21 protein-coding genes and 1 pseudogene are annotated in these 24830 nt (G+C 66.3%); 15 read left to right on the top strand and 7 right to left on the bottom strand.

Translation table 11 applies throughout. The features are described 5' to 3' along the window. Window positions 1-37 precede the first annotated feature (37 nt). From G7Y85_RS01210 to G7Y85_RS01175, 8 genes are all read left to right on the top strand, one after another. Complete coding sequence (locus tag G7Y85_RS01210) at window positions 38-367, top strand: 2Fe-2S iron-sulfur cluster-binding protein (protein WP_166250789.1); 330 nt, start codon at window positions 38-40, stop codon at window positions 365-367. Window positions 368-434: 67 nt separating this feature from the next. Then, the gene (locus G7Y85_RS01205) at window positions 435-2174 is read left to right on the top strand and encodes an FAD-dependent oxidoreductase (protein WP_166250788.1); all 1740 of its coding nucleotides are present in this window, start codon (window positions 435-437) and stop codon (window positions 2172-2174) included. Between the two features lie 134 nt (window positions 2175-2308). Continuing rightward, window positions 2309-3346: an enoyl-CoA hydratase/isomerase family protein gene (locus G7Y85_RS01200; protein ID WP_166250787.1), complete on the top strand. Its 1038-nt coding sequence runs from the start codon at window positions 2309-2311 to the stop codon at window positions 3344-3346. 35 nt (window positions 3347-3381) lie between these two features. Beyond that, window positions 3382-3522: a hypothetical protein gene (locus tag G7Y85_RS01195; protein ID WP_166250786.1), complete on the top strand. Its 141-nt coding sequence runs from the start codon at window positions 3382-3384 to the stop codon at window positions 3520-3522. Further along, a complete protein-coding gene (locus G7Y85_RS01190; protein WP_166250785.1) occupies window positions 3522-4553 on the top strand; it encodes an aldo/keto reductase in 1032 nt (343 codons plus the stop codon). The genes G7Y85_RS01195 and G7Y85_RS01190 overlap by 1 nt, the downstream gene beginning before the upstream one ends. 50 nt (window positions 4554-4603) lie before the next feature. Next, window positions 4604-5893 (top strand): hypothetical protein, encoded by a 1290-nt coding sequence (locus tag G7Y85_RS01185; protein ID WP_166251789.1) that lies wholly within the window; start codon window positions 4604-4606, stop codon window positions 5891-5893. A gap of 42 nt (window positions 5894-5935) precedes the next feature. Further along, entirely contained in the window at window positions 5936-6742 is an 807-nt protein-coding gene (locus G7Y85_RS01180; protein WP_166250784.1) for an SDR family NAD(P)-dependent oxidoreductase, read from the top strand. Next, window positions 6739-7239 (top strand): nuclear transport factor 2 family protein, encoded by a 501-nt coding sequence (locus G7Y85_RS01175; protein ID WP_166250783.1) that lies wholly within the window; start codon window positions 6739-6741, stop codon window positions 7237-7239. Before G7Y85_RS01180 ends, G7Y85_RS01175 begins: the two co-directional genes overlap by 4 nt. 604 nt (window positions 7240-7843) lie before the next feature. On the opposite strand, the pseudogene G7Y85_RS20560 reads toward G7Y85_RS01175, so the two are convergent. Both G7Y85_RS20560 and G7Y85_RS01165 read right to left on the bottom strand, forming a co-directional pair. Next, window positions 7844-7969: pseudogene (locus tag G7Y85_RS20560) on the bottom strand (hypothetical protein); the annotation flags it as partial. A gap of 67 nt (window positions 7970-8036) precedes the next feature. Continuing rightward, window positions 8037-9401: a DUF4403 family protein gene (locus G7Y85_RS01165; protein ID WP_166250781.1), complete on the bottom strand. Its 1365-nt coding sequence runs from the start codon at window positions 9399-9401 to the stop codon at window positions 8037-8039. A 324-nt stretch (window positions 9402-9725) separates the two neighbouring features. On the opposite strand from G7Y85_RS01165, the gene G7Y85_RS01160 reads away from it, so the two are divergent. Both G7Y85_RS01160 and G7Y85_RS01155 read left to right on the top strand, forming a co-directional pair. Beyond that, on the top strand, window positions 9726-10334 hold the full coding sequence (locus G7Y85_RS01160) for a glutathione S-transferase family protein (protein ID WP_166250780.1): 609 nt from the start codon (window positions 9726-9728) through the stop codon (window positions 10332-10334). A gap of 104 nt (window positions 10335-10438) precedes the next feature. Further along, window positions 10439-11317, top strand: a complete 879-nt coding sequence (locus G7Y85_RS01155) for a GIY-YIG nuclease family protein (protein WP_166250779.1) — start codon at window positions 10439-10441, stop codon at window positions 11315-11317. Window positions 11318-11376: 59 nt separating this feature from the next. On the opposite strand, the gene G7Y85_RS01150 is transcribed toward G7Y85_RS01155, so the two are convergent. After that, window positions 11377-12267 carry an AraC family transcriptional regulator gene (locus G7Y85_RS01150; protein WP_166250778.1) on the bottom strand — a complete coding sequence of 297 codons (891 nt, stop codon included), beginning with the start codon at window positions 12265-12267 and terminating at the stop codon, window positions 11377-11379. A gap of 124 nt (window positions 12268-12391) precedes the next feature. After that, window positions 12392-13444, bottom strand: coding sequence for an AraC family transcriptional regulator (locus G7Y85_RS01145; RefSeq protein ID WP_206675460.1), 1053 nt, complete (start codon window positions 13442-13444; stop codon window positions 12392-12394). Between the two features lie 309 nt (window positions 13445-13753). Between G7Y85_RS01145 and G7Y85_RS01140 the strand changes: the two genes are divergently transcribed. From G7Y85_RS01140 to G7Y85_RS01125, 4 genes are all read left to right on the top strand, one after another. Next, on the top strand, window positions 13754-14308 hold the full coding sequence (locus G7Y85_RS01140) for a nuclear transport factor 2 family protein (RefSeq protein WP_166250777.1): 555 nt from the start codon (window positions 13754-13756) through the stop codon (window positions 14306-14308). After that, window positions 14308-15201 (top strand): SDR family NAD(P)-dependent oxidoreductase, encoded by an 894-nt coding sequence (locus tag G7Y85_RS01135; RefSeq protein WP_166250776.1) that lies wholly within the window; start codon window positions 14308-14310, stop codon window positions 15199-15201. The genes G7Y85_RS01140 and G7Y85_RS01135 overlap by 1 nt, the downstream gene beginning before the upstream one ends. A 10-nt stretch (window positions 15202-15211) precedes the next feature. Continuing rightward, the gene (locus G7Y85_RS01130) at window positions 15212-15769 is read left to right on the top strand and encodes a nuclear transport factor 2 family protein (RefSeq protein WP_166251783.1); all 558 of its coding nucleotides are present in this window, start codon (window positions 15212-15214) and stop codon (window positions 15767-15769) included. Between the two features lie 695 nt (window positions 15770-16464). Then, window positions 16465-17379: an SDR family NAD(P)-dependent oxidoreductase gene (locus G7Y85_RS01125; RefSeq protein WP_166250775.1), complete on the top strand. Its 915-nt coding sequence runs from the start codon at window positions 16465-16467 to the stop codon at window positions 17377-17379. A gap of 549 nt (window positions 17380-17928) precedes the next feature. Here G7Y85_RS01125 and G7Y85_RS01120 read toward each other — a convergent pair. The 3 genes from G7Y85_RS01120 to G7Y85_RS01110 all read right to left on the bottom strand — a co-directional run bounded on the left by G7Y85_RS01120 (window position 17929) and on the right by G7Y85_RS01110 (window position 23355). Then, window positions 17929-18945, bottom strand: coding sequence for an NAD-dependent epimerase/dehydratase family protein (locus G7Y85_RS01120; protein ID WP_166250774.1), 1017 nt, complete (start codon window positions 18943-18945; stop codon window positions 17929-17931). A 347-nt stretch (window positions 18946-19292) separates the two neighbouring features. Then, a complete protein-coding gene (locus G7Y85_RS01115; protein ID WP_166250773.1) occupies window positions 19293-22772 on the bottom strand; it encodes an indolepyruvate ferredoxin oxidoreductase family protein in 3480 nt (1159 codons plus the stop codon). 112 nt (window positions 22773-22884) lie between these two features. Next, window positions 22885-23355: a VOC family protein gene (locus G7Y85_RS01110; protein WP_166250772.1), complete on the bottom strand. Its 471-nt coding sequence runs from the start codon at window positions 23353-23355 to the stop codon at window positions 22885-22887. 194 nt (window positions 23356-23549) lie between these two features. On the opposite strand from G7Y85_RS01110, the gene G7Y85_RS01105 reads away from it, so the two are divergent. After that, window positions 23550-24830: a metal-dependent hydrolase family protein gene (locus G7Y85_RS01105; protein WP_166250771.1), complete on the top strand. Its 1281-nt coding sequence runs from the start codon at window positions 23550-23552 to the stop codon at window positions 24828-24830.

Here is a 24830-nt window from a genome sequence, read left to right as displayed (position 1 = left end):
GGTATCGGCAGTTTCTTCGGCAAGGAGATGAGGCTTCATGGCGGCATTGAAGGTGACATTCGTCCAGCAGGACGGCGTGGAGAAAACAATCGAAGGCCTGGAGCCCGGACAGTCGCTGATGGAAGTCGGCCGGAACAACGGCGTCGACGGCATCCTCGGCGACTGCGGCGGCAGCTGCGCCTGTGCAACCTGCCACGTCTACATCGAGCCCGAGTGGCAGGCGGCGGTTGGCGCGCCGGACGAGGTCGAGACCGCGACGCTGGACATGGCCGGCGACGTGCTGAAGCCGAACAGCCGCCTGTGCTGCCAGATCGCGCTGCGGCCCGAGCTGGACGGTTTGCGCATGCGGGTCGCGCCCGGCATGTGAGGCGCGGTCGCCGCTGGCGTTCACGGCACGCAGCGGCAAGGAAAGCGATGGTTCCGGAGGAAACGAGATGAGCGATACCGAAATCTATGATGTGGTCGTGGTCGGCTCCGGCGCCGCCGGCGCGACGGCGGCGCTGCGCGCCAGGTCACTCGGCCTGTCGGTGCTCATCGTCGAAAAGGCGCACAAGTACGGCGGCACGTCGGCCGCGTCCGGTGGTGTCATCTGGGTGCCGAACCATCAGTTCACCGCCAACGACGACAGCCGCGACAAGGCGCTGGCCTACCTCGACGCGCTGATCAGGAAGCCGGTGCGTCGCGATCGCCTCGAAGCCTACGTCGATCAGGCGCCGGAGATGCTGCGCTTCATCAAGTCGCTGGGTCTGCCGGTCGCGCCGGCGCCGTACTATCCGGACTACTTTCCGACCGCCCCGAACGCGCGGGTCGACCGTTCGATCCTCTGCGAGACCTTCGACGGTCGTGAACTCGGCGCGCAGTTCCCGCTGATGCGCGAGCAGTACGCGCGCTTCAAGATCCTCAACCGCTACGCGATGGACGTGCTGCAGTTCTTCTCCATCTCGACCCGCGGGCCGGGCTGGATCAAGACCTTCCTGAAGATGGCCTGGACCTACTGGTCGGATCTTTCGACGCGCCTGCTGACGCGGCGCGATCGGCGCTTCACCCAGGGCGCGGCGCTGATGGGCCATCTGTACAAACGCGTGTTCGATCACGGCGTCGAAGTCCGGCTGGCGACCAAACTCGACGAGCTGATCCTCACCGACGGCAGGATCGGCGGCGTCAAGGTCAGCAACTTCGGTCGTCGCTACGACATCACCGCGCGGCACGGTGTCGTGCTCGCCGCCGGCGGCTTCGAATGGAACCAGGAGCTGCGCGACCGCTTCTTCCAGGTGCCGGGCCTGACGCGCCACAGCTCGACACCCGAGGATGCCAACCGCGGCGAGACCCTGATCGCCGGCATGAAGGTCGGTGCCGCCACCGAGCACACGGAAGCCGGCTGGTGGATTCCGACCATGCACATCCCCATGGAAAGCCGCTCCAACTTCGAGGACATCGTGCAGGCCGCGTTCGATGTCGGCCGTCCGCACAGCGTCTGCGTCAACCGCAACGGCGTGCGCTTCGTCAACGAGGCCTGCAGCTACGACGAATTCGGTGCGGCGATGGTCGAGGACCAACTCAAGACCGGTGCCAACACGCCGTGCTGGCTGGTGTTCGACGCGACGTTCCGCCAGAAATTCACCGCCGGCGGCATCATGCCGACGATCCTGATGCCGGATCGCCGCATCCCGCCGGACTGGTGGGACCAGTACATCTTCCGCGCCGACACGCTCGATTCGCTGGCCGCCAAGATCCATGTGCCGGCGGACGCGCTGAAGAAGACCGTCGAGCAGATGAACCAGTACGCGGCCGCCGGCGTCGATGCCGAGTTCAACCGCGGCGCCAATCCGTACGACCAGATGTTCGGCGACGCCAACGTCAAGCCGAATCCCTGCCTCGGGCCGATCGGCAAGGCGCCGTACTACGCCGTCGCGATCAACTGCGGCGATCTCGGCACCAAGGGCGGTCTCGCCTGCGACGCGCAGGCGCGCGTGCTCGACGCCCATGATCAGCCGATTCCCAATCTGTACGCCGCCGGCAACAACTCGGCGAGCCCGTTCGGCAATCTGTATCCGGGCGCCGGCGGCACGATCGGACCGGCGATGACTTTCGGCTACGTCGCGGCGAATCACATCGCCGCCGCCGCCGGCAAGGCCGCCGCGCCGCGCCAGGAGAGCGTCGCCGCCGCGGCCTGATTCGAAAACCCGTTCATTGCGAGCCGCACGGCGGCGAAGCCATCCAGCAGCGCGGCCGGATCGCGCGGCGTCCCTGGATGGCTTCGTCGCCTTCGGCGACTCGCAATGACCCACTGCACATAATGGAGAGCGTCATGGCAGCCAAGAAAAAGCAGCCCGCGAGCAGGAAGAAAACCGCGAAGGTGTCGGCAAAGAAGACCGCGAAAGCGTCGAAGCCGGCCCAGCCGTCGCCCGAGGAGATCATCCTCTACAAGAAGGACCCGAAGACCAGGATCGCGACGATCACGCTGAACCGGCCCGATCATCTCAACGCGCCGACCATCGCTGCGCGCCTGCGTTACGCGGACCTGATTCATCGCGCCAATGTCGACGACGACGTCAAGGTGCTGCTGATCCGTGGCGTCGGCAACCATCTCGGCGGTGGTGCGGACCTGCCCGAGCAGGAAGCGATGCTGAGCGGCGAGGGCGAATACTCGCTGCTGCACGAGTTCCGCATCGGCGAGGACGAGGACGTCAAGTATCCGCCCAAGGGTTCGTACCGCTATCTCGCGCAGCTCACGCAGCTGTACGCGAATTCCAGCTACGGCTGCCGCAGCCTGCAGGACTTCAAGAAGATCAGCATTCTCGAAGTGAAGGGCTACTGCTACGGCTGGCACTTCTACCAGGCCGCCGATGCCGATCTGGTGATCTCGTCCGACGACGCGCTGTTCGGTCATCCGTCGTTCCGCTACGTCGGCTGGGGTCCGCGCATGTGGCAGTGGGCGCAGACCATGGGCCTGCGCAAGTTCCAGGAAATGGTGTTCACCGGCCGGCCGTTCACCGCCAGGGAAATGTACGACTGCAACTTCGTCAACAGCGTCGTGCCGCGCGACCGGCTGGAAGCGGAGATCGAGAAGTACGCGCTGTCGTGCAGCCGCACGCGTCCGACCGACGTGGTCTACATGCAGAAGACCATGTTCGAGCTGATGAAGCAGCAGCAGGGCGAATACATGGGCAGCATGATGACGGCGTGGCTGGAGTCGATGCTGCCGCTGGTGAAGAACGACGCCGACGAGCTGACGCTCGACGCGGAGACCTTCGGCAAGGGGCTCAACAACGCCGTCAAGGACAACGACAGCCAGTATCCGCCGGACTTCCGCCTCAGCCGCTCCGGCCGCAAGGCCAGGCAGTAAGGCGGTGCAGGCTCGGTGGCCGATGAAAAATTCCGATGAAAAATTCCGAACCGTTCGGGTCGAGTAGCCCGCAACGCGGGCGTATCGAGACCGCGCGCCGGGCCTCGATACACCGCGCGTTCCGCGCGGCACTCGGCCTGAACGGCGCCGGTATCGCCGACGAAGTGAACGCCTGATGCAATACCGCACGCTCGGCAGTACCGGTCTCGTCGTCTCGCGGCTCGGTTTCGGCGCGCTGACGTTTTCCCAGGGTGCCCGCTCGCTCGACGCGGTCTACAAGGTCGGCGAGCAGCTGGCGCACACGCTGGTCGGCCGGGCGCTGGACGCCGGCATCAATTTCTTCGATACCGCCGACGTCTACGCCGACGGCGAATCGGAGACCCTGCTCGGCGCGGCGCTGAAGCCGCACCGCGATCGCGTCGTCATCACCACCAAGGTCGGCAATCGCGGCGGCGACCGCGAGCTGCTGCGCACCGGCCTGTCGAAACGCCACATCCTCTGGTCGGTCGACCAGAGCCTGCGGCGTCTCGGCACGGACTGGATCGACTGCTACGTCGCGCATCGCGAAGACCCGTACACGCCGCTGGAAGAAACCCTGGAAGCCTTCGACAGCGTCGTGCGCGCCGGCAAGGTGCGCTACATCGGCTACTCGAACTGGTCGGCGTGGACCGTCGCGGCGGCGATGGAAATCCAGAAGGCGCGCGGCTATGCACCGTTCACGCACGGCCAGATGTACTACTCGCTGCTCGGCCGCGACGTCGAGCGCGACGTGCTGCCGATGATGCAGCGCTACGGCCTCGGCATGACGGTCTGGAGCCCGCTCGCGTTCGGCTTCCTCAGCGGCGCGTACACGCGGGAAGACCTGACGCGCCCGGACAACCGCTTCTCGAGCTTCGACATGCTGCAGTTCGACAAGGACAAGGGCTTCGCGCTGCTCGACGTGATGCGCGGCATTGCGGCGCGCCGCGGCGTGACCGTGCCGCAGTTGGCGATCGCCTGGGTGCTGGCGCGTCGCGGCGTCACCAGCGTGCTGCTCGGCGCCACCAAGCTCGCCCAGCTCGACGACAACCTCGGCGCCGCCGACCTGCAGCTGAGCGAGGCCGACCTTGCCGAACTCGACGCCGCGAGCGCCATCATGCCGCTCTATCCGAGCAGCGACTGGGTGGCGCCGGACCGGCGCGTGGCGCGCGCGCTGGGTCGGACGTGAGCGGTCCGGCGGCGCCCGGCACCGCCGCGCATCAAGGGCGTGACGCCGTGATGGGTGACCGCCACGGCCTGCCGATTCCCGCCGACATCGAAGCCCTGCGCACGGCCGGCCTGCCGTTTCTGAACGAAGCGTTTCGCGTCTTCGGTGCGCTGGCGGCGGACAACCGCGTCACGCGCATCACCGAGTTCCGCGAATGTCCGGGCGGCAGTACCGGGCGCAAGCTGCTGCTCGCCGTCGACTACGCGCAGCCGGCGGCCGGCCTGCGTCGCGAGCTGTTCGTGAAGTTCTCGCGCGATTTCGACGACCCGATCCGCGATCGCGCGCGCACGCAGATGGAGCGCGAGATCGCTTTCGCCCAGCTGGCCAGTGCACCGGGCTTTCCGATCGCCGTGCCGGTCTGTCTGTATGCCGACTACCACCGCGAATCCGGCACCGGCATCCTCATCACCGAACGCATCGCCTTCGGTCGCGAGCGCATCGAGCCGCATTACGACAAGTGCCTGGACGACGCATTGCCGGACCCGCTCGCACACTACGAGGCGCTGCTGACTTCAGTCGCGAGACTGGCCGGTGCGCAGCGCGCCGGACGTCTCGGCGCCGATGTCGCCGAACGCTTTGCCTACGATCCGGCGCTGGTCACGGTCGGTCAACGCGCGCCGTACACGGTGCAGCAGCTGCAGAACCGCGTCGCGCGCTATGCCGACTTCGCCGAACGTCATCCGGGCCTGCTGCCGGCGAACATCCGCGCGCCGGCCTTCATCGCGCAACTGCGCGACGAGGTTGCGCGCTTTCCGGCACAGGAGGCCGCGATCCGCAGGCAACTGGAAGACGACGCGGAATCCAGCGCGCTGTGCCACTGGAACGCCAATATCGACAACGCCTGGTTCTGGCGTCATGCCGACGGGCATCTCGAATGTGGTTTGCTCGACTGGGGCTGCGTCAGCCTGATGAACGTGGCGATGGCGATCTGGGGCGCGCTCAGCGGTGCCCGGACGCAGCTCTGGGACGATCATCTCGATGCGCTGCTGGCCCTGTTCGTCTCGGAATTCCGTGCGGCCGGCGGACCGGCGCTCGATGTCGCGCGGCTGCGGCAGCAGCTGCTGCGCTACGTGGCGATCATGGGTCTGGCCTGGCTGCTCGATGCGCCGCCTTATATCCGCGCTCAGGTGCCGGAACTCGATGAGGTCCGCGATCGTTTCGATCCGCGCCTGCGCGGCAATGAGGTTGCGCGCGTGCAATTGCAGATGCTGACCAACTTCCTCAATCTCTGGCAGACCCGGGACTTCGGCAGCCTGCTTGATGATCTGCCGGTCGTGCCGAACACCGCGCATTTGCCGTAGCCTGTCGTCGCGCCGCCACCGCAAGGGCGCGAAGGAGCCAGCATGAGTTTTGCCGATCGCTACGGACCCTGGGCCGTGATCGCCGGCGCGTCCGAAGGCACGGGCCGCGCGTTCGCGCTGCAGATCGCGTCGCTGGGCGTGGGCTGCATTCTGCTCGCGCGCCGCCAGGCGCCGCTGGCGGCCCTGGCCGACGAGATTCGCGCCGAAAGCGGCGTCGACTGCGTGACGGCCTGCGTCGATCTCGCCGCGCCGGATGCGTTCGCGCAGATCAAGGCCGCGGTCGGCGCGCGCGAAGTCGGCCTGTTCGTCAGCAATGCCGGCGCCGATCCGCACGGCTCGCGCTTCCTCGATCGCGATGTCGGCGACTGGCTCGCGCTCGCGCAGCGCAACACCCTGATCACCCTGCAGTGCTGCCATCACTTTGCCGCGCCGATGACGGCGCGCGGGCGGGGTGGCCTGCTGCTCGTCAACTCCGGCGCGTGCTACGGCGGATCGAGCTTCATGGCGACCTATGCAGCGAGCAAGGCGTTCACGCTGTGCTTCGGCGAAGGCCTGTGGGCCGAGCTGCAGCCGCAGGGCGTCGACGTGCTCAACCTGATCCTCGGCCGCACCGATACCCCGGCATTCCGCCAGCTGCTCGCCGACAAGGGCCAGCCGCTGCCAGACAACATCGCATCGGTCGACGAGGTCGCGCGCGTCGGTCTGGAACGGCTCGCGCACGGGCCGGTCCACAACTGGGGCGTCACCGACGACAGTGCCGGCTTCGCGCCGAGTTCCGCTGCCGCGCGGCGCGAACGCACCCTGATGATCGACCGCTACAGCAAACAGATTTTCGGTGAGCCGTCATGAGCGAGAGGAACACGCTGCAGATGCTGGCCGATCGGCAGGCGATCGCCGATCTGATCCATCGCTACTGCCGTGCGGTCGACCGTCTCGACATTCCGCTTGGCCATTCGATCTGGCACGAGGACGGTGTCGCCGACTACGGCGCGGATGTCTACCAGGGCCCCGGCCGTGGCGTGATCGACCACATCTGTGCACAGCATCGTCACACGCTGCAGCACTCGCACCAGGTTTCGAATCTCATCATCGAGCTCGACGGTGATCGCGCCGCCAGCGAGGCCTACGTCACGGCCAACCTGCGCATGCGGCATGGCGAACAGCTGCGGCAGATCACGGTCTGGGGCCGCTATGTCGATCAATGGTCGAGGCGCGAGGGTCGCTGGGGCCTGGACAGGCGCATCTCGATCCGCGACTTCGATGAAGTCCGCGACGTGAAGGCGATGCAGGCGCATGCCGTGGGCCGCCGCGACGAGTTCGATCCGTCCTACGACGTACTGCGCTAGAAACGGGCCCGGCGCCCGGGTCGGTCTGAATCACGACCCGCGCTGTCGTGGCGAGCCGAAGGTGACGACGCAATCCGCTGGCTTCCTGCGCAAGCGGTGCATCCGGATCACCGCGGCCGCTTCGCGATCTCGCGGTGACGCGCTTGCTCCGGGGCACCCCGGGCGTTTTCGCGTCGGCGCCAGCTGCGCGGCGACATTCCCGTCCAGCTCTTGAACGCGCGGCTGAAAACGCCAGCTCGCCGAAGCCCGGATTCATCGCCAGCGTCGTCAGATCGATGTCGCTGCGCGCCAGATGCTCGCGCGCCAGCTTCTCGCGTGCCTGCTGCAGCAGCAGACTGAAGTTCAGGCGCTGTTGCTGCAGCTGCGCCTGCAGCGTGCGCGGCTGCAGATCGACGAGGCTGGCGACGCGCGCCAGGCTGCAGTCGCCGGTCGGCAGCAAGGCGACGATCGCGCGTTCCACCTGCCGCTCCAGCGCGATCGGCGCCTGACGTTCGTCGCCACGCCACTGCGTGCCGAGGCGTTCGCGCGCCTCGGCGCTGATGTGCACCGGCAGATTCAATTGCGCCAGCGGATAGACCAGTCGGGTCGCCGCGCTGCCAAAGACCGGCCGCACGCCGAACGTGCGCTGCCACGACCGCGTGTCGCGCGGCGCCGGCAGCGCGAACTCGACACGCAGCGGCCACAGCTGATCGTCGTGCAGTTGCGCGATGCTGCGCGCCAGCAGCGCCATGCTCAGCGCCAGCAGCTGCGCGTCCTCGCGATGACGGACTTTTTCAGAGCCTCCCCGCCAACAACGCCTACCGATCCGGCAACCAAGGCTCCGGATCGTTCGCCACCGTTCCCAGCGCCGACGCTTCCACGACCACGTAGCCGGCCTGCATGCCGACCGAATCGATGCGCACCTGCGTGACGTTCGCCTGCACGGCGCCATGCGATTTCTCGGCCAGATCCGCCGCCCAGCGATCGACATCGCGCTTTGCCTTCGCTTCCAGCCTGGCCAGCGGATACACCGCCTTCTCGCCGATGTACTGCGTCAGCAATGGCGACAGCAGATAACCCGCCGTGCCGAGCAGCGCGTTGCGCGATTGCACCGTCACATCGAGATTGCGCAGGCGGATGGAGCGGTCCGTTTCGTCCAGGTAAGGCTCGCCGGTGACGAACAGATGCGCCTCCAGCGGGCGCCACCAGTGCTCGCTGCGGACCTTGCAGCGCAGCACCAGTTGCGTGCCCACGCCCGCGGCCTCGATCTTGAGGATGCGCACGCCCTTGGCCTGCAACTTCAACTTGTGGGCTTTCAGCCGCTCGGTGAACACCGCGGCGAGCACGGCCGGTTCCGCGATCAGCGGCAGATGAATCGCGATCCGGCCGGCGTCGATGTTGCGGATCGTCGCCGGCGGCAGCTTCGCAACCGCGAGCGTCGGTGCGGTCTTGCTGTAGACCGTCTGCAGTTCCGCGGTGATGCCCAGGCCCAGCGTGATCGCCGGTGCCGCACTGCGTGTGTCCAGCACCGGGTTGGAAACGATCAGCGCCGTCGGTCGCGAGACCAGATAGGCATCGTCCTGATGGTGCAGCGGCGCGACCGTGAACGCCGTCGTCCACAGGCGCTGGGCCTTGGCTTTCAGCTTGTCGCCGCGGTTCACGGCGGCATCGAGCCGCTCGCGTGCGGAAGGCGCCTGTTCGGCGAGTTTCTTTTCGAGCAGGCCGCGCAGCGAAATATCCGGCAGCAGGCTCAACTTGAGCTTGGCCTCGCTCAGGGACGCATGCGCATCGAGATTGGACGCGATGCGGTAGTTGGCGCGCACCTGCGGCAGCAGCGTGCCGTCCAGCACGCCGCGAACATCCCAGGACACGGGCGCGCTGCCGTGCCCGGTGACGGTGGAACTGAAGCCGATGTTGCGGCCGGCCGGGCTGAGCACGATCTCGCCGCGTTGCAGCGCGCCGTGCAGCTTGATGCGGAACGCGGTGAGCCGGTCCTTGATGTCCCAGGACTGCGGCGTCGTGTCGTTGAGCAGCGTCTGCAGGCGTGACAGGGGAATGGACGCCTTGAGCGTCACGGTCGATGGCCGCTGCAGGCTCGGCATCGGTTCCGGGTTGGTCGGCAGCTGCTCGCCCGTCTCCACATGCCGCGTGCAGCCGCTCATCAGGCACACGGCCAGCGCCATCAGGCAAGGCATCCGTACCCGGCGCATCGTTCGTTTCATCGCCACGTCAGTCGGTCCGGCATCCGCGCATTCTAGAGCGCAGCCGTTCGTGCCTCGACAAACCGCACTTCGCTCGGCACCGGGCACGAACGGCTCGGGCAGGGAAGCCAAATGTTTCTGTCCCCCCGTTCGCCCCGAGTGTTTTGCGCAGCAAAACGTATCGAGGGGCCGCCCACGCCCCTCATTCACACCCCGCACACACGGCCCCCAATCTGGAACAATAGGCCGATCCCAAGGAGCCGGCCGGCAGATTGGAGCCGCGCCACATAGCGAGGAGCGCTGACCATGATCCGCCTGCACTACCACCCGTTTTCCACCTACGCGCGCCGCGTGCTCATCACGCTGCTGGAAAAGGGCCTGAAGCACGAAGCCGTCATCATCGACATGGCCGCGCGCCAGCACCGCAGCCCGGAATACCTCGCACTCAACCCCTACGGCCGCGTGCCGACGCTGGAAGAAGACGGCCTCGTCCTCTATGAGTCGTCCGCCATCCTGCAGTACCTCGAAGCCACGCACCCGCAGCCGGCGCTGACGCCGCCGGATGCCAAGGGCCGCGCCCTGGTCGACATGCACCTGCGTCTCTGCGATCTGCAGATGGCGTCACCGACCGGCACCATCATCTTCCCCAAGCGCTTCATGCCGAAGGAACGCTGGGACATGGCCGCGATCGAAGCCGCGCAGAAGGCGATCATCAAACACCTCGCCATCGTCGAACAGCAGCTCGGCAACAACGACTACCTCGTCGGCAACACCTACAGCCTCGCCGACATTGCCTACATCCCGTTCATCGAATTTTTGCCGCTAATGGAAATCACGCCGGGACCGGCAGTGGCGGCATGGCGTGAGCGGCTGCTGGCGCGGCCGAGCAGCGTGGAGACGCGGCCGGCTCAGTGAGGGGCTTTCAGTCCAGTGTTGGCAGCGTATGTAAGTGACTTCCTGAAGGCGGATGACCTCTCTGAGCAAATCTATTTAGCGCTTCAAACTTTCCATGAGGCCAAATGAAATTAAATGATTTGTTAAACCAACAGGGGATTGATCCCTCGCACGTTCTCGTACTCCGCCACCGGCCTTCTGAGCCGGCACTCAACAAAGTGCTTCCTTGGCTGGCTGCAGAGCGGCCCGAGGTCTTCAACGCCTACCAGCAGACCCAGGGGGAACGGCTGGAGAAGACCATGCAAAAGCTGCAGGGAAAGGGATATGTCGCGTCGTTCATCCGCCATTCTGCAGGGAAAGCCCTTTTTGTCGGTTTGTATGCCATAGGTGCGTCTAAGTCGCTATCCACGAAGCAATACTGGGCGGTGCCTGCATACCAGGAGATGCAGAAATTCGGTATGCGGGGTTTCCGGAAAGAACGTGCCTCCGTTCTTTGGTTCGATTTAGCGATTACGGATTTCTACGCGCATTGGCAAGGCAAGCTAGTAGTTGTATGGCCGCCACCCGACCGATCTTGGTATCGCTGGGCTTCACGGAATGACATCCCGGTCGCAGCGATACTGGAGGATTCTGCACTGGTCGCGTCGATGCCCTCCTGGGATGAGCTTGACCTTGCCTGGGATGAACTACGAGTCCTGCCAACGCGCTGGTTGGACGCGCTATCTCATTGGCGAGGCATCTACTACATTTTCGACACCCATGATGGAAAAGGATATGTAGGCTCGGCTGCAGGAAGCGACAACCTTTTGGGTCGCTGGATGGGCTATGGCTCAACGGGCCACGGCGGAAACAAATTGCTTCGCGACCGAGACCCAAAAACCTTCAGGTTTACCATCTTGCAGCGCGTTTCTCCGGATATGGAGGTGAGCGATGTGGTGCGTCTGGAAAATACTTGGAAGGAGCGCTTGCACAGTCGTCAGCCCTATGGGTTAAACGAGAACTAGAATTGCGCAAGCGCTGATTCAATAGCGAGCGCCACTGTTGTGATTGGGTAGTCGCTCAATCACCTCAACGGCAAACACACGTCCGTCTGCAACTCATGCTCCGGCGTATCCGACCGCAGGTTCAGGTATCGGAAGTACACCGGAAAATCGCGCGGTTCCTCGCCGCTGTGCGGCAGCCAGTTGCGGTAGAGGTGATAGACGCTGCCGCCGATGTGATCGGGTGAGCCCTGGTGGCGGACGACGGCGCAGCGGCCGCCGGGGATGGTCTTGGTGACGACGCCGTATTCGTTTTCCGGCACGGGTGCGGCGACGGCGCCGCAGATGTCGAAGCGGAAATCCTCGGCGGGCGTGGTGTTCGGGTCGTCGTAGGCGATGCCGTAGCTGTCGCTGCTGTTGACGGGCGACAGGCCGCTTGCCTTGCGCCAGGCGATGAAGCGCTGCACGGAGGCGTTGAGCAGCGCCGGGTCGTCGCGGTGTTCGAGTGCGGCGACCAGCGCCGGTTCGGTGGTGATGATGCGGACCTGCATGTGGTCGATCTCCTGATGGGATATCCAGTGGAACTGCGCGCTCCACGTTGCCCAGTCGGGCTGCTGGCGGAACGCGGTCGGCGACTGGCCGAAGGCGTCCTTGAACGCGCGGGAAAACGATTCCGGCCGTTCGTAGCCGGCCTGCAACGCGATCTCGGTGATCGGCTCCAGCGGGTTGAACGCGAGCCGGTACGAGGCGCGGCGCAGGCGTGCCTGGGCGACGTAGCGGCTCGGCGGCATGCCGACGTAGTCCGAGAACTGGCGGTGGAAGTGGAACTTCGAGAAGTGCGCGATGCGGCTCAGCCGCTGCACCGTCAGCGCTTCATCGAGATGCGCGTCGATGAAGTCCAGCACGCGGCGGAAGCGCAGGGCATAGGTCTGCGCGTGCGTGCTCGGGCCGGAATCGGGTGTCGCGTCGTTCATGGGACGCACTTTGCCGAATCATCGGTGCGGGCGCCTGACCGATCTTGCTGGCTTTGCCAGCCGCGGAGTGCCGGCGTGACTTCGCTCGGGTGGGCTTCCGGGTTTCGCCGCGCCCGGGCTCCGGCTAGGAAGGCGCTCTTGCTCGCAGCCGTGTCGGTGCCGCGCCGAACCAGCGCTGGCAGTTGCGGCTCAGCACGGCCTGTTCGGCGAAGCCGAGGCGTTCGGACACGCGCGCGAAGTCGAGGTCGGTCTGCTGGCTGTAGTAGAGCATCAGGTCGCGGCGCACTTCGTCCTTGATGCGGTGGAAGCTGGTGCCCTCGCTCGCGAGGCGGCGGTGCAGGGTGCGCGGGTGCAGCTTCAGTTCGCCGGCGATCCTCTCGTTCGTGCACTGGCCGCCGCCCAGCAGCTGCATGATCAGGCCGCGCGCCTGCGCATGCAGCGGCGGACGCTGTGCGGTGAATTCGCGGTCGATGAAGGCGATGGCGCTGCGGTAGGCGTGCGCGTCGGAGTGGACGATGGGGCTGGCGAGATCGCGGTCGGAATAGACGACGCCGTCTTCGTTCTGGCCGAAGCGCACCTCGCAGCCGAAGTAGCGGCGGTAGGTCCGGCGCGGCGAGATCGCGAGATGGCGGAAGTGCACGCGGCGCGCGCGGGCGCGACCGCCGGTGATCTCCAGCGTCGACAGGTGACCGACGAGCAGCAGCTGTTCCATCGCCTGGCTGCGGTTGGGCAGGCGGTCGAGCAGGATGTCGTGGCCGACGAACACGGCGTTGCCGCTGCGCAGCCGCTTGAGCCAGACGCGCGCGGCGAGGCTGTGCGCGTAGTTGTGGGTGCTGACGTAGTCCAGCGCATCGCCCAGCGTCGCGGAGTTTTTCATCACCGAGCCCAGCGGACCGAACATGCCGTCGCTCTGGCGCGCTGCCAGGCGCATGCCGAAGTCCGGACAGTGCAGCGCGGCGGCGGCGTGTTCCAGCAGCGCGACGGCCTGCCGGTAGCTGGCGCGCGGCAGGCTGTCCGCATCGTCGGCGGGATCGACGCCGGCCTTGCGCATCAGGGCCGCCGGATCGCCGCCCAGTTCCGCGACCAGTTCCGGGAAGTGACGCAGCAGCCGCGCGTGCACGAGGTCGAAGTCCGCGCCCTTGCCGGATTCCCGCTTCGTGAATGACCGCTGGCCCACCGCCCGCTCCCGAGGAAGGTCTGAACAAGTTCGTCGTCGCGAGGGCGCATGGCGGCCATGGCGATCCAGGTGCGCCGCTTGCGTAGCGCGTCGCTGGATTGCGTAGTCGCCGTCGGCTCCTCGCACGTCATTCCGATCAAGGAATGACGTATGGGGATTTCGGAGGTCCCTGATGTCGACAGCCGGCCAATCATGCGCGTTTGTCCGAATCGGTCAAGTGAGGGAACGGCCATCGGGAGTAAACATGGTCTTGGTCCGCGCGGCGCACGGCGGACCCGACACGAAAAGACCAGAGGAGAGCGAGCAGGCATGGACCCCGTCAGCGGCGAACTCAAGCTGTTTCTCGATCGCGAGAAGATCCGCGATTGTCTGGCGCGTCTGGCGCGCGGCGAGGACCGCCGCGACGCCGCGCTGATCCGCGCGAGCTGCTGGCCGGATTCGACGAGCGACTACGGCGTGTTCGCCGGCAACTTCGACGAATACCTCGCGTGGGTCGTGCCCGGCTCGCCGGCGATCCCGGTCACGCAGCATGTGCTGGGCCAGAGCTACTTTGAATTCGACGGCGCACTCGATGGCGACCGCGCGTGCGTCGAGACCCAGGTGATCTCGTATCACCGCGTCGACTTCAGTGTCGAGCACCGCGACACGACGATCGGTGGTCGCTACCTCGATCGCTTCGAGCGGCGCGACGGCGAGTGGCGCATTGCCGCGCGCACGATGCTGTACGACTGGTTCCAGGATTCCGGCGTGTCGGTCGACTGGTCGCAGGGCGTGATGGGCATGCCGTTCAGCGCGCCGCACTTCAGCGGCCGTGCGGTCGGCGATCACAGCGAAAGCTTCTTCGCCAAGGGCAAGGCACGCTGATGGGCCTGCTTTCAGGAAAGGTCGCGCTCGTCACCGGCGCCAGTCGCGGCATCGGCAAGGGCATCGCGCTGGTGCTGGCCGAGCAGGGCGCGACGGTCTACGTCACCGGTCGCACTGTCAATGCCGGCGACTACTATCTGCCGGGCACGGTCGGCGGCACCGCCACCGAGTGCAACGAGCGTGGCGCGGCCAGCGGCGGCAAGGGCATCGCGGCGGTCTGCGATCATGCCGACGATGCGCAGGTCGCGGCGCTGTTCGAGCGGATTCGCGCCGAACAGGGTCGGCTCGACATCCTCGTCAACAACGCCTTCATCATTTCCGAGGACCTGCTCGACGGCAAACCGTTCTGGGAAAAGCCGCTGTCGAACCTGGAGATGTGGGACGTCGGCGTGAAGTCCAACTACGTCGCGGCCTGGCACGCAGCGAAGATCATGGCGCCGCAACAATCCGGTCTGATCGTCGCGATCTCCGGCTTCGCCGCCGTGACCTACACCTACAGCGTGATCTTCGGCACCTCGAAGTCGGCGGCCGACCGCATGGCGCGCGACATGGCGATCGAACTGCAGCCGCACAACGTTGCCTCGCTGACCTTGTGGCAGGGCCTGACGCTGACCGAGAAGGCTCGCGACAATCTCGCGAAGATGGGTGGCCGGATGACGAAGTCCATCACCAACATGACCGGCAGCAGCGTCGAGCATCCGGGCCGCGTGATCGCCGCGCTGGCGGTCGATCCGGACCTCATGAAGCGCTCGGGTGGCGAGTTCGTGACCGCCGAACTGGCGCAGGAATACGGCATCACCGATGTCGATGGCACGGTGATTCCGTCGGCGCGCGCGACGCGCGGTTCGCCGATCTGGAAACCGATTGCGGAGGTCGACTACCGTGGCAAATGACAGCGTGAGCATCGATCGCGCGCGGCTGGCGCGGCTCGAAAAGGCCGCCGACAAGCTGGAGATCGCCGACTGCCTGACGCGCTTCTCGCGCGGCATGGACCGCTTCGATCGCGCGCTGTACCTGTCGGCGTTTCATGCCGATGCCGTGATGGCGGCCGGTCCGTTCGTCGGCAGCGCCGCCGACTGCTACGACTGGGCGATGCCGATGCACGAGGCAGGGCAGCGGCTGACACATCACAGCCTGCTGAACAACACGGTCGAGATCGACGGCGATACCGCGCACAGCGAAACCTATTACCTGTTCGTCGCGCGCAACCGTGACGAATCGCTGTGGATGGCCGGCGGCCGCTACGTCGATCGCTTCGAACGCCGTGACGGCGAATGGAAGATCGCGCTGCGCACGAACCTCATCGAATGGGGCTGCGTGCCGCCGGCGATGCCGCTGCCGTTCGCCGATGTGCCGGACATCGCCGCCAACGGCGTGTCGTCACGCAGTCCGGACGATCCGAGTTATCAGCGGCCCCTGGTGAACCGACGGAAGCCCCGGAAACCGTCGGCCGCGGGTTGAACGGTGAACGGCACTGGATTCCATCTCCCTGTCGACAGTCGGAGAGGGTCAGGGCGAGACAGGGATGCGGGCTGGATCTGGCGCCGGTTCTTTCAGCGAAGGGCGTGCCTCCTCTCCCTAACCCTCTCCCCCATGCATGGGAGAGAGGGAACGAGTTCGGCGGCGCGTTCAGAGCAGCGGTGCTGACGGAAAGCGCAGGATGGATGCCGAAGCGAATCGGAAACAGCGGTCCATGCCGACTCGCGTCGAAATCGGCCGGCGATCCGGAGAGCTCCCTCTCCCTCGACGCCGATCGGGGGAGAGGGTTGGGGTGAGGGGGCGTCGGCCGAATCCGGCATTGATGTTCTCTTCGGCCGGCGCCCCTCACCTTGAAACTGTTCTCCACGGTCATCGGGCAGAGGGAATGAACTTGTCGACGCGTCTGGAACGGTGGTGCTGACGAAAGAAAGAAGGATGGGCACCGGAGCGAGTCGGAATCGGTGATCGATATCGGCAAGCGTCTGAATCGGCCGGCGATCTGGAGAACCCCCTCTCCCTCGACGCAGGTCGGGGGGGGGGAGGGTTGGGGTGAGGGGGCGTCAGCCGGATCCGGCATCGATGTTCTCTTTGACCGGCGCCCCTCATCCTGGCGCTCTCCCCGATGTTCATGCGGGAGAGGAAATGAATTGTTTGGTCGCGTTTGGAGGATGGCCACCATGACAGAACGCAGATTCGACGGCCGTGTCGCCGTGATCACCGGTGCCGGCCGCGGGCTCGGGCGCGAGTACGCGCTGCTGCTGGCGTCGAAAGGCGCCAAGGTCGTCGTCAACGATCTCGGCGGCAGCATGGCAGGCGAGGGCCATGACGACGGTCCGGCGCAGGATGTGGTGCGCGAGATTCGCGCCGCCGGCGGCGAGGCCGTGGCGTCGACCGATTCGGTCGCGACGCGCGAGGGCGGGCAGGCGATCATCGCCACGGCGCTCGCGCAGTTCGGCCGCATCGACGTGCTGATCCACAACGCCGGCAACGTGCGCTACGGCTCGCTGGCCGAGATCAGCTACGAGGATTTCAAGGCGGTGGTCGACGTGCACCTGATGGGCGCGTTCCATGTCGTGCGGCCGGCGTTCCCGCACATGCGCAAGGCGGGCTACGGCCGCGTCGTGCTGACCTCGTCGATCGGGGGGCTCTACAGCATTCCCAACGGCGTGCCGTACGCCGTTTCGAAATCCGGGATCATCGGCCTCAACAACGTCGTCGCGCTCGAAGGCGCCGAACACGGCATCAAGAGCAACATCATCCTGCCCGGCGCGGTGACGCGCATGGCCGAAGGCCTGGACACGGCACAGTATCCGCCGATGGGCGCGGATCTGGTCGCGCCGGTCGTCGGCTGGCTGGCGCACGAATCCTGCTCGGTCAGCGGCGAGCTGTACGTGTCGATGGCCGGCCGAATCGCGCGGGCGTTCGTTGCCGAGACGGAAGGCGTCTACCGTCCGTCCTGGACGATCGACGACGTCGGCGCGCAGATCGCTGCGATCCGCGACCCGGCACGGCAGTGGACGCTGCCGGTTTTGCCCTCAGGCTTCGGCGAGCATCTGCAGCGCAGTTTCGAGATGGCACGCCGAGGCGGCTGACGGATCGAGGTGCTGCCCCTCGATACATTTCGCTGCGCGAAACACTCGGGGCGAGCGGCGATGAAAAGGACACCGGCTCCGTCTGCAACCGTTCATGCCGAGTGCCGCGCGTCAGCGCGGTGTATCGAGGCGCGGCTGCGCTTGCTTGCAATGACGGATCGAGGTGCGGCTACTCGATACATTTCGCTGCGCGAAACACTCGGGGCGAACGGCGATGAAAAGGACACCGGCTCCGTCTGCAACCGTTCATGCCGAGTGCCGCGCGTCAGCGCGGTGTATCGAGGCGCGGCTGCAGTTGCTCGCAATGACGGATCGAGATGCTGCCCCTCGATACATATCGCTGCGCGAAACACCCGGGGCGAGCGGGGACGAAAAGGACACCGGCTCCGTCTGCAACCGTTCATGCCGAGTGCCGCGCGTCAGCGCGGTGTATCGAGGCGCGGCTGCGCTTGCTTGCAATGACAGAACGGGCGTTTTGCACGCGCGGCGCAAGGCGCGAGCGCGCGGCCTTTGCCGTAAACAAACGCGTGATCGCGGCTCGCGCCGCGCCTACGTCTGTGCCGCGCTTTCCTGTTCGTGCTTCGCGTACCAGGCCACGGCATCGCGCACCGTCTCGGCGATCGGCCGCGGCTGCCAGCCGAGTTCGCGCGTGGCCTTGCTGTGGTCCATCTGCTGGAAGGCATTGGACAGGAAGACCGCGTCGGTGCTGACGATGAAGTCCTTGCGGCCGAGCAGCTTGAACACGCGCTCCGTGATCCAGGCGATCGCGTACGCCGTACGCAGCGGGATGAGCTTCGGCGGCGGCTTGCCGCATTCGCGGGTCGCGAGCGTGTAGAAGTCGCGATTGCTGATGAACTCGTTGGCGATGATGTAGCGCTCGCCGACCCGGCCCCTGGTTTCGGCGAGCAGCGCCGCTTCGGCGGCGTCGCGGATGTCGACGGTCGGTGCGCCGGCGTCGAGCGCATGCTTGCTGGCACCGCGCGCGGTGTCCCAGAGCGCCTTGCCGTGCGGCGTCGGACCGTAGTCCTCGGGGCCGTAGGTGTTGGCGATGCACAGCGCGATGCCGGGCAGACCGCGTTCGCGGCAGTACTTGAGCACCTGCGTTTCCGCTTCGAGCCGCGCGAGAATGTACGGCGAGGCGCGGTCCCGCCAGTTGAACGGGATGTCCTCGGTGACCGGGCCGTCCGGGTTCAGGCCCAGCGTGCCCATCGAGCTGGTGAAGATGAAGCGCTCGATGCCGCAGGCCAGTGCGGCTTCCATCGCATTGACGACGCCTTCGACGTTGTTGCGGTAGATCGGCGTCGGGTCCGTCAGCCAGAAGCGCGGATCGACGACGCTGTAGAACACGCTGCTGCAGCCGCGCATCGCCGCCTGCAGCGATTCGGGTTCGAGCACGTCGCCGTGGACGATCTCGACCGGCAGGCCGGCGAGCGCCGCGGTCTTGCTGGTCTTGCGCAGCAGCACGCGCACCTTGCGGCCGCGCTCGCAGAGCAGGCGCACGGTGTGGCTGCCGACGAAACCGCTGCCGCCGCAGACGAGGACCGGCTTTTCGCTGGATTCGGTCATGAACAACTCTGTTGAATAGAAGCCTTGATGTTAACCGGGCTTGGCGCGTGGCCCAAGCGTTCCGGGATCGCCTGGGCCGGCGCGTCGCGGTGTTCCAGGAGCGACTATCAAAATGAATTCCATCTCCTCATCGCGCAGCGATGGGGAGAGTGTTGGGGAGGGGAGGTGCTCACTCGCCGCGGTGCTCGATCCGACAACCCCTCTCCCCAACCCTCTCCCCTCTACGAGGGGCGAGGGAGTTCATTTTGTGATGTGCTCAACGTGCGGAAGTCCCGCGGCGTTCGCCGCGGCCCTCTACCTCGAACCACCTCCCCGCGCGTGGGAGAGGAAAGGAATCGATCGCGGCGCTATGCAGCGCGGTCGCGCTGCTGTGCGCAAGCCCGCTCGAAACTGGCGAGCAGCGCCTTCAGGCGCGTCTCGTACTGCGCGACGGCGGCGTCCTTGATCAGGCCGTAGCCGCCGATCTCGCTGGCGGCGCAGGCAATCTCGGTACCCGTCGCGATCGTCGCCGTGTCGAGGCGGTCAATGAGGCCGTCGATCAGGGTGCGGTACTCGCCGATCAGGCGCCGTTCGAGACGACGTTCCGGGAAGTAGCCGAACGGATCGAAGACCGTGCCGCGCAGGCCCTTGAGTTTCGCGAGCAGGCGGAAGGCCGGCAGCATCCAGGCGCCGAAGCTGCGCTTCTTCGGACGGCCCGACGCATCGCGACCCGGCAGCATCGGCGGCGCCAGGTTGAAGCGCAGCGTGTAGTCACCGCTGAACTGGTCGCGCAGGCGCTGCAGGAATTTCGGGTCGGCGTACAGGCGCGCGACCTCGTATTCGTCCTTGTAGGCCATCAGTCGTGCCAGCGTCAGTGCGACCTCGCGCACGAAGGCCTCGCCGCCGTCGAGCTTCAGCGCGGCGACGCGCGTGCGGATATCGGCGATGTCGTCGCGGTAGCGCTCGGCATAGGCTTGGTTCTGATACGCCGCGAGCAGGCGGGTGCGGCTGGCGAGCACGTCGTCGACGGTGGCGAGCGGCACGACGGTCTGCGGCTTCGGTGCCAGTTCGCGGGCCAGCGCCTCCGGGTCGTGCGCGGCGAGGCGGCCGAGCGCGAAGGTGCGCAGGTTGCCTTCGACGAAGGTGCCGTTGAGGCGGATCGCCTGTTCCAGCGCGGTGGTGGTCACCGGCAGCAGACCTTTCTGCGCGGCGTAGCCGAGCATGAGGATGTTGGTGGCGATGCTGTCGCCGGTCAGGTCGGTGGCGAGCTGGCTGGCGTTGAGTTCGAACAGCGCACCGTCGCCGAGTGCGGCGGCGATCGCATCGCGCATGCGCTTCTCGCCGAGATCGAAATGCTTGTTGCGCTGGAACTCGCCGGTCGGCGCGACGTCGCGGTTGACGATCGCGGCACTGTGACCGGGACGCAGGGTTTTCAGCATCGGCGCGCCGGAGGCGACGATCATGTCGCAGGCGATCAGCACATCGCACATGCCATCCGACAGGCGCGAGGTGTAGATGCCGGCCGGATCGGGACCGATGCGGATATGGCTGGCGACGGCGCCGCCCTTCTGCGCCATGCCGGTCATGTCGAGGATCGTGCAGCCCTTGCCGTCGAGGTGTGCGGCCATGCCAAGCAGGGCGCCGACGGTCAGCACGCCGGTGCCGCCGATGCCACCGACGAGGATGTTGCAGCCGCGCGCATCGAGCGGCGCCAGTGCCGGTGCCGGCAGCGCGGCAATCAGCTGCTGCAGGCGTTGTGCGTCGCCGCTGGCGCGCACCGCGATTTTCGCACCGGTGACGGTGACGAACGACGGGCAGAAGCCCTTGGCGCAGCTGTAGTCCTTGTTGCAGGTCGACTGGTCGATCTGCCGCTTGCGGCCGAACTCGGTTTCGAGCGGCAGGATGCTGATACAGTTGGACTGCACCGAGCAGTCGCCGCAGCCTTCGCAGACGTCCGGGTTGATGAACAGGCGCTGCGGCGGATCGACCATCAGCTTGCGCTTGCGGCGGCGGCGCTTCTCGGCGGCGCAGGTCTGTTCGTAGACGATGCCGGTGACGCCCGGTGTCTTCTGCAGCTCGCGCTGCACGCGGTCGAGCGCGTCGCGATGATGCAGGGCGGTGTTCGGCGGCAGCGTCAGGCCGGCGTACTGCTCGGGATGATCGGACACCAGATGCACCGGCCGCACGCCTTCCGAGAGCAACTGATTGACCATGTCGATCGGCGTGATCTGCTGCTCGACCGGCTGGCCGCCCGTCATCGCCACGGCGTCGTTGTACAGGACCTTGTAGGTGATGTTGGCCTTGGCGGCGACGGCGGCGCGGATCGCCAGCACGCCGGAATGCGAGTAGGTGCCGTCGCCCATGTTCTGGAAGACGTGCTGCGTGCCCTGCGTGAACGGGCCGACGCCGACGAACGGCGAACCCTCATGCCCCATCGGCACGAACTGCATGGTGTTGCGATCCATGACCACGGCGGCGAGGCCGTGACAGCCGATGCCGCCGAGCGCCAGCGCGCCGTCCGGGGTCTTGGTGCTGGTGTTGTGCGGACAGCCCGAGCAGAAATACGCCGGGCGGATCGTGCCGCCGGTCTCCAGCGGTCGCGATTCGAGCTCGCGCCAGCCGTCGGCGTGTGCCTGCACGTGGGCGTCGCGGATGCCGAGCTGTTCCAGCACGGCGGCGACGGCGCGACGCACCTGCGGCACGGTCAGCTCGCCGCTCGCCGGCAGCAGCGGTGCGTCCTGAAGATCGCGCTTGCCGGCCAGTGCCGGGCGGTGATCGGCGAGGGCGTACAGGTGGCGGGCGATCTGGTCTTCCATCACCGGCCGCTTTTCCTCGACGACCAGCAGCGCGCGATGACCCTGCGCGAAGGCGACGAGCTGCTCGCGGTCCATCGGCCAGATCAGGCCCGGCTTGTAGACGCGGATGCCGAGCCGTGCGCAGGCGGCTTCGTCGAGGCCGAGATCGGCCAGTGCCTGGCGCAGATCGAGATAGGCCTTGCCGGCGCTGACGATGCCGAGCGTACGGCGCTCGCCGTCGATGACGACGCGGTCGATGCCGTTGGCGCGCGCGAACGCGGTCGCCGCCGGCAGGCGCTGGTTGACGAGGCGGTCTTCCTCGACCAGTGCCGGCTGGTTCTGCTTGAGATTCAAGCCGTCCGCCGGCAGCGGGAAATCGCTTGGCAGCCGGTAGGCGCGCTGCAGATCCGGCAGCTCCGCGGTGCCGGACAGGTCCAGGGTGTCGGTGATGCACTTGAGGCCGACGTAGCAACCGCTGTAGCGCGACATGGCGATGCCGAACAGGCCGAACTCCATGATCTCGTCGATCGTCGCCGGATACAGCACCGGCAGCATCGCCGCGATCAGGGTGTGCTCGGACTGGTGCGCGCTGTCCGAGGACTTGCCGCCGTGATCGTCTCCGGCGATCGCCAGGAAGCCGCCCTTGGCGGCACTGCCTTCGAGGTTGCCGAGCTTCAGCGATTCGCAGGCGCGATCGACGCCGATGCCCTTGCCGTACCAGAGTCCGAACACACCTTCGAACTGCGAGGCGCCGAACCAGTCGAGCTGCTGCGTGCCGCGGATGGCGCTGACCGCCAGCTCCTCGTTGAGGCCGGGCACGAAGCGGATATCGTGCGCATCGAGCAGCTTCTGTGCGCCCCACAGCGCCGAGTCGTAGACGCCGAGCGGCGAGCCGCGATAGCCGGAGATGTAGCCGGCGGTCTTCAGCCCCAGCGCGCGATCACGGCGGATCTGATCGAGCGGCAGGCGCACCAGCGCCTGGTTCGACGAGATGAAGACCCGTCCGCCGTCCTGCAGGTACTTGTCGTCGAGCGTGGTGACGGACTTGGTCATCGGGTTTTCAGGAAAACGGAAAGCACTTGACCACGGACCTCACGAATTCAGCAGCGGGTACGTTCTGCGCGATGCGTGAGATCGGTGGTTGATGAGCGGTCGACGGACCGCATCAGCGAGGCGGCAGCTTGTCGAGGCGGAAGTCGCAGTGATCGGCGGTCTGCTGGACCTCGATCAGATTGCCTTCCGGATCGCGGCCGTAGATGGATTTGACGTGGCCGACGTCGATCGGGCCGGGCTGGCCGAAGCTCATGCCCAGGCCGCGCAGGCGCTCGACTTCGTACTCGATATCGGTCGCGTCGACGCAGAAATGCGTGTAGCCCTTGTCGTACGGGTTCAGGGCACGCGTCACGGTCGGCGCCGGTGCCTGGTACTGGAACATTTCCAGATAGCAGGTTCCGCAGCGCAGCATGGCACCCTTGGCGGCGGAATTCGGCACGTCGACGATGCGGTCGATGAACTCGCTTTCCTGCCAGCTGAACGGCTCGCCGACGACCTCGAAGCCGAAGGCATCCTTGTAGAACCGGATCATCCGGTCCATGTCGTGCACATGAACGGCGACGTGGTGTATGCCCTTGATCACGCGGTTTTCCTCCCGATGCTGCTTGTTCTGGACGCGGACGGTCGCCGGCGAGTGTAGCGGTGCCGGACAAGCGCATTGAAGCTGCTGGCGAGCGCAGGCAAGTTGCGCTGCGTGCAGGGTCATTCGAGGCAGCGGAGCCGGCCGGCATAATTGCCGGTAGCGGCATGATTCGAGAACCGCGAGGAGAGAGCTGGATGAACAAGACGATCATTGCCGGCGCGAAGATCTGGGATGCGTCCGGAGCCGTGCCGTTCGACGGTGACGTGCTGATCGAGGGCAACCGGGTCAAGACCGTCGCCCGCGGCCGCGGCCAGTTGCCGCAGGCCGGCTGCCAGGTCATTGACGCCAAGGGCCTGTTCCTGATGCCGGGCATGACCGAAGGCCATGCGCACCTCTCGTTCGAGGCGGTGACCGCGACCGAAGACCTGATCACGCCGTCGCCGGAAGCGCACACGCTGCTGACCGCACGGGTTGCCAAGGTGCTGCTCGATCACGGCTTCACCAGCGCCTGGGGCGCGTCCGAGGCCAAGCTGCGGCTCGGCGTCGCCGTCCGCGACGCGGTCAACGCCGGCCAGCTGCCGGGGCCGCGCATCCGTGCCGGGTCGCTGGAAATCAGCGTCACCGGTGGCATGGGCGACGAAAGCCGCGAACACAATCCGCGCAAGGGTCCGTCGATCATCGTCGATGGCCCCGAAGAGATGCGCAAGGCCGTACGTCTGAGCTGCCGCGAAGGCTGCGACAACATCAAGCTCGACGTGTCCGGTGATCCGTTCTATCCGAACACGCCGGCGCACACGACGCCGATGTCGTTCGAGGAAATCAAGATGGCGGTCGACGTGGCGCACGCGTACGGCCGCCGCGTCAATGCACACACGCGCTCGATCAAGGGCAGCAAGGACTGTCTGAAGGCCGGCGTCGACATGATTTATCACGTCGAATATTCGGATACCGAACTGCTCGACCTGTTCGAGGCGAACAAGGACCGCGTGTTCGTCGCGCCGACGGTGAGCCTGTTCCACACGATCCAGAACAACGAAGCGGCCGGCATCGGCCTGACCTCGGAGATCGGCGGTTACATGGGCATTCCCGGCCTGCTCGAAGCCTCGGCAAAGACACACACCGAACTGCGCAAGCGCGGCATCCGCCATCTGATCGGCGGCGACTACGGCTTCAAGTGGAGCCCCAACGGCACCAATGCGCGCGACCTCGATTTCTTCGTCAAGTACTACGGCTACACACGCTCCGAGGCTCTGCGCTGCGCGACTGCCAACGGCGGTGCGGCGATGATGATCGACAGCGGCGAGCAGATGGGCGAGATCAGGGAAGGCCATCTTGCCGACCTGCTGTTGGTCGACGGTGACCCGCTGACCGATTTCTCGGTGCTGCTTGATGCCGGCCGTCTCGCGCTGATCATGAAGAACGGCGAGATCTACAAGAACAGCGTCAGCGCGGTCGAACGCCGCGTCGCCGCCTGA

This window comes from Solimonas terrae, from assembly GCF_011067135.1.
Taxonomy (GTDB): domain Bacteria; phylum Pseudomonadota; class Gammaproteobacteria; order Nevskiales; family Nevskiaceae; genus Solimonas; species Solimonas terrae.
This window is presented reverse-complemented; position numbering and strand designations above follow the sequence as displayed.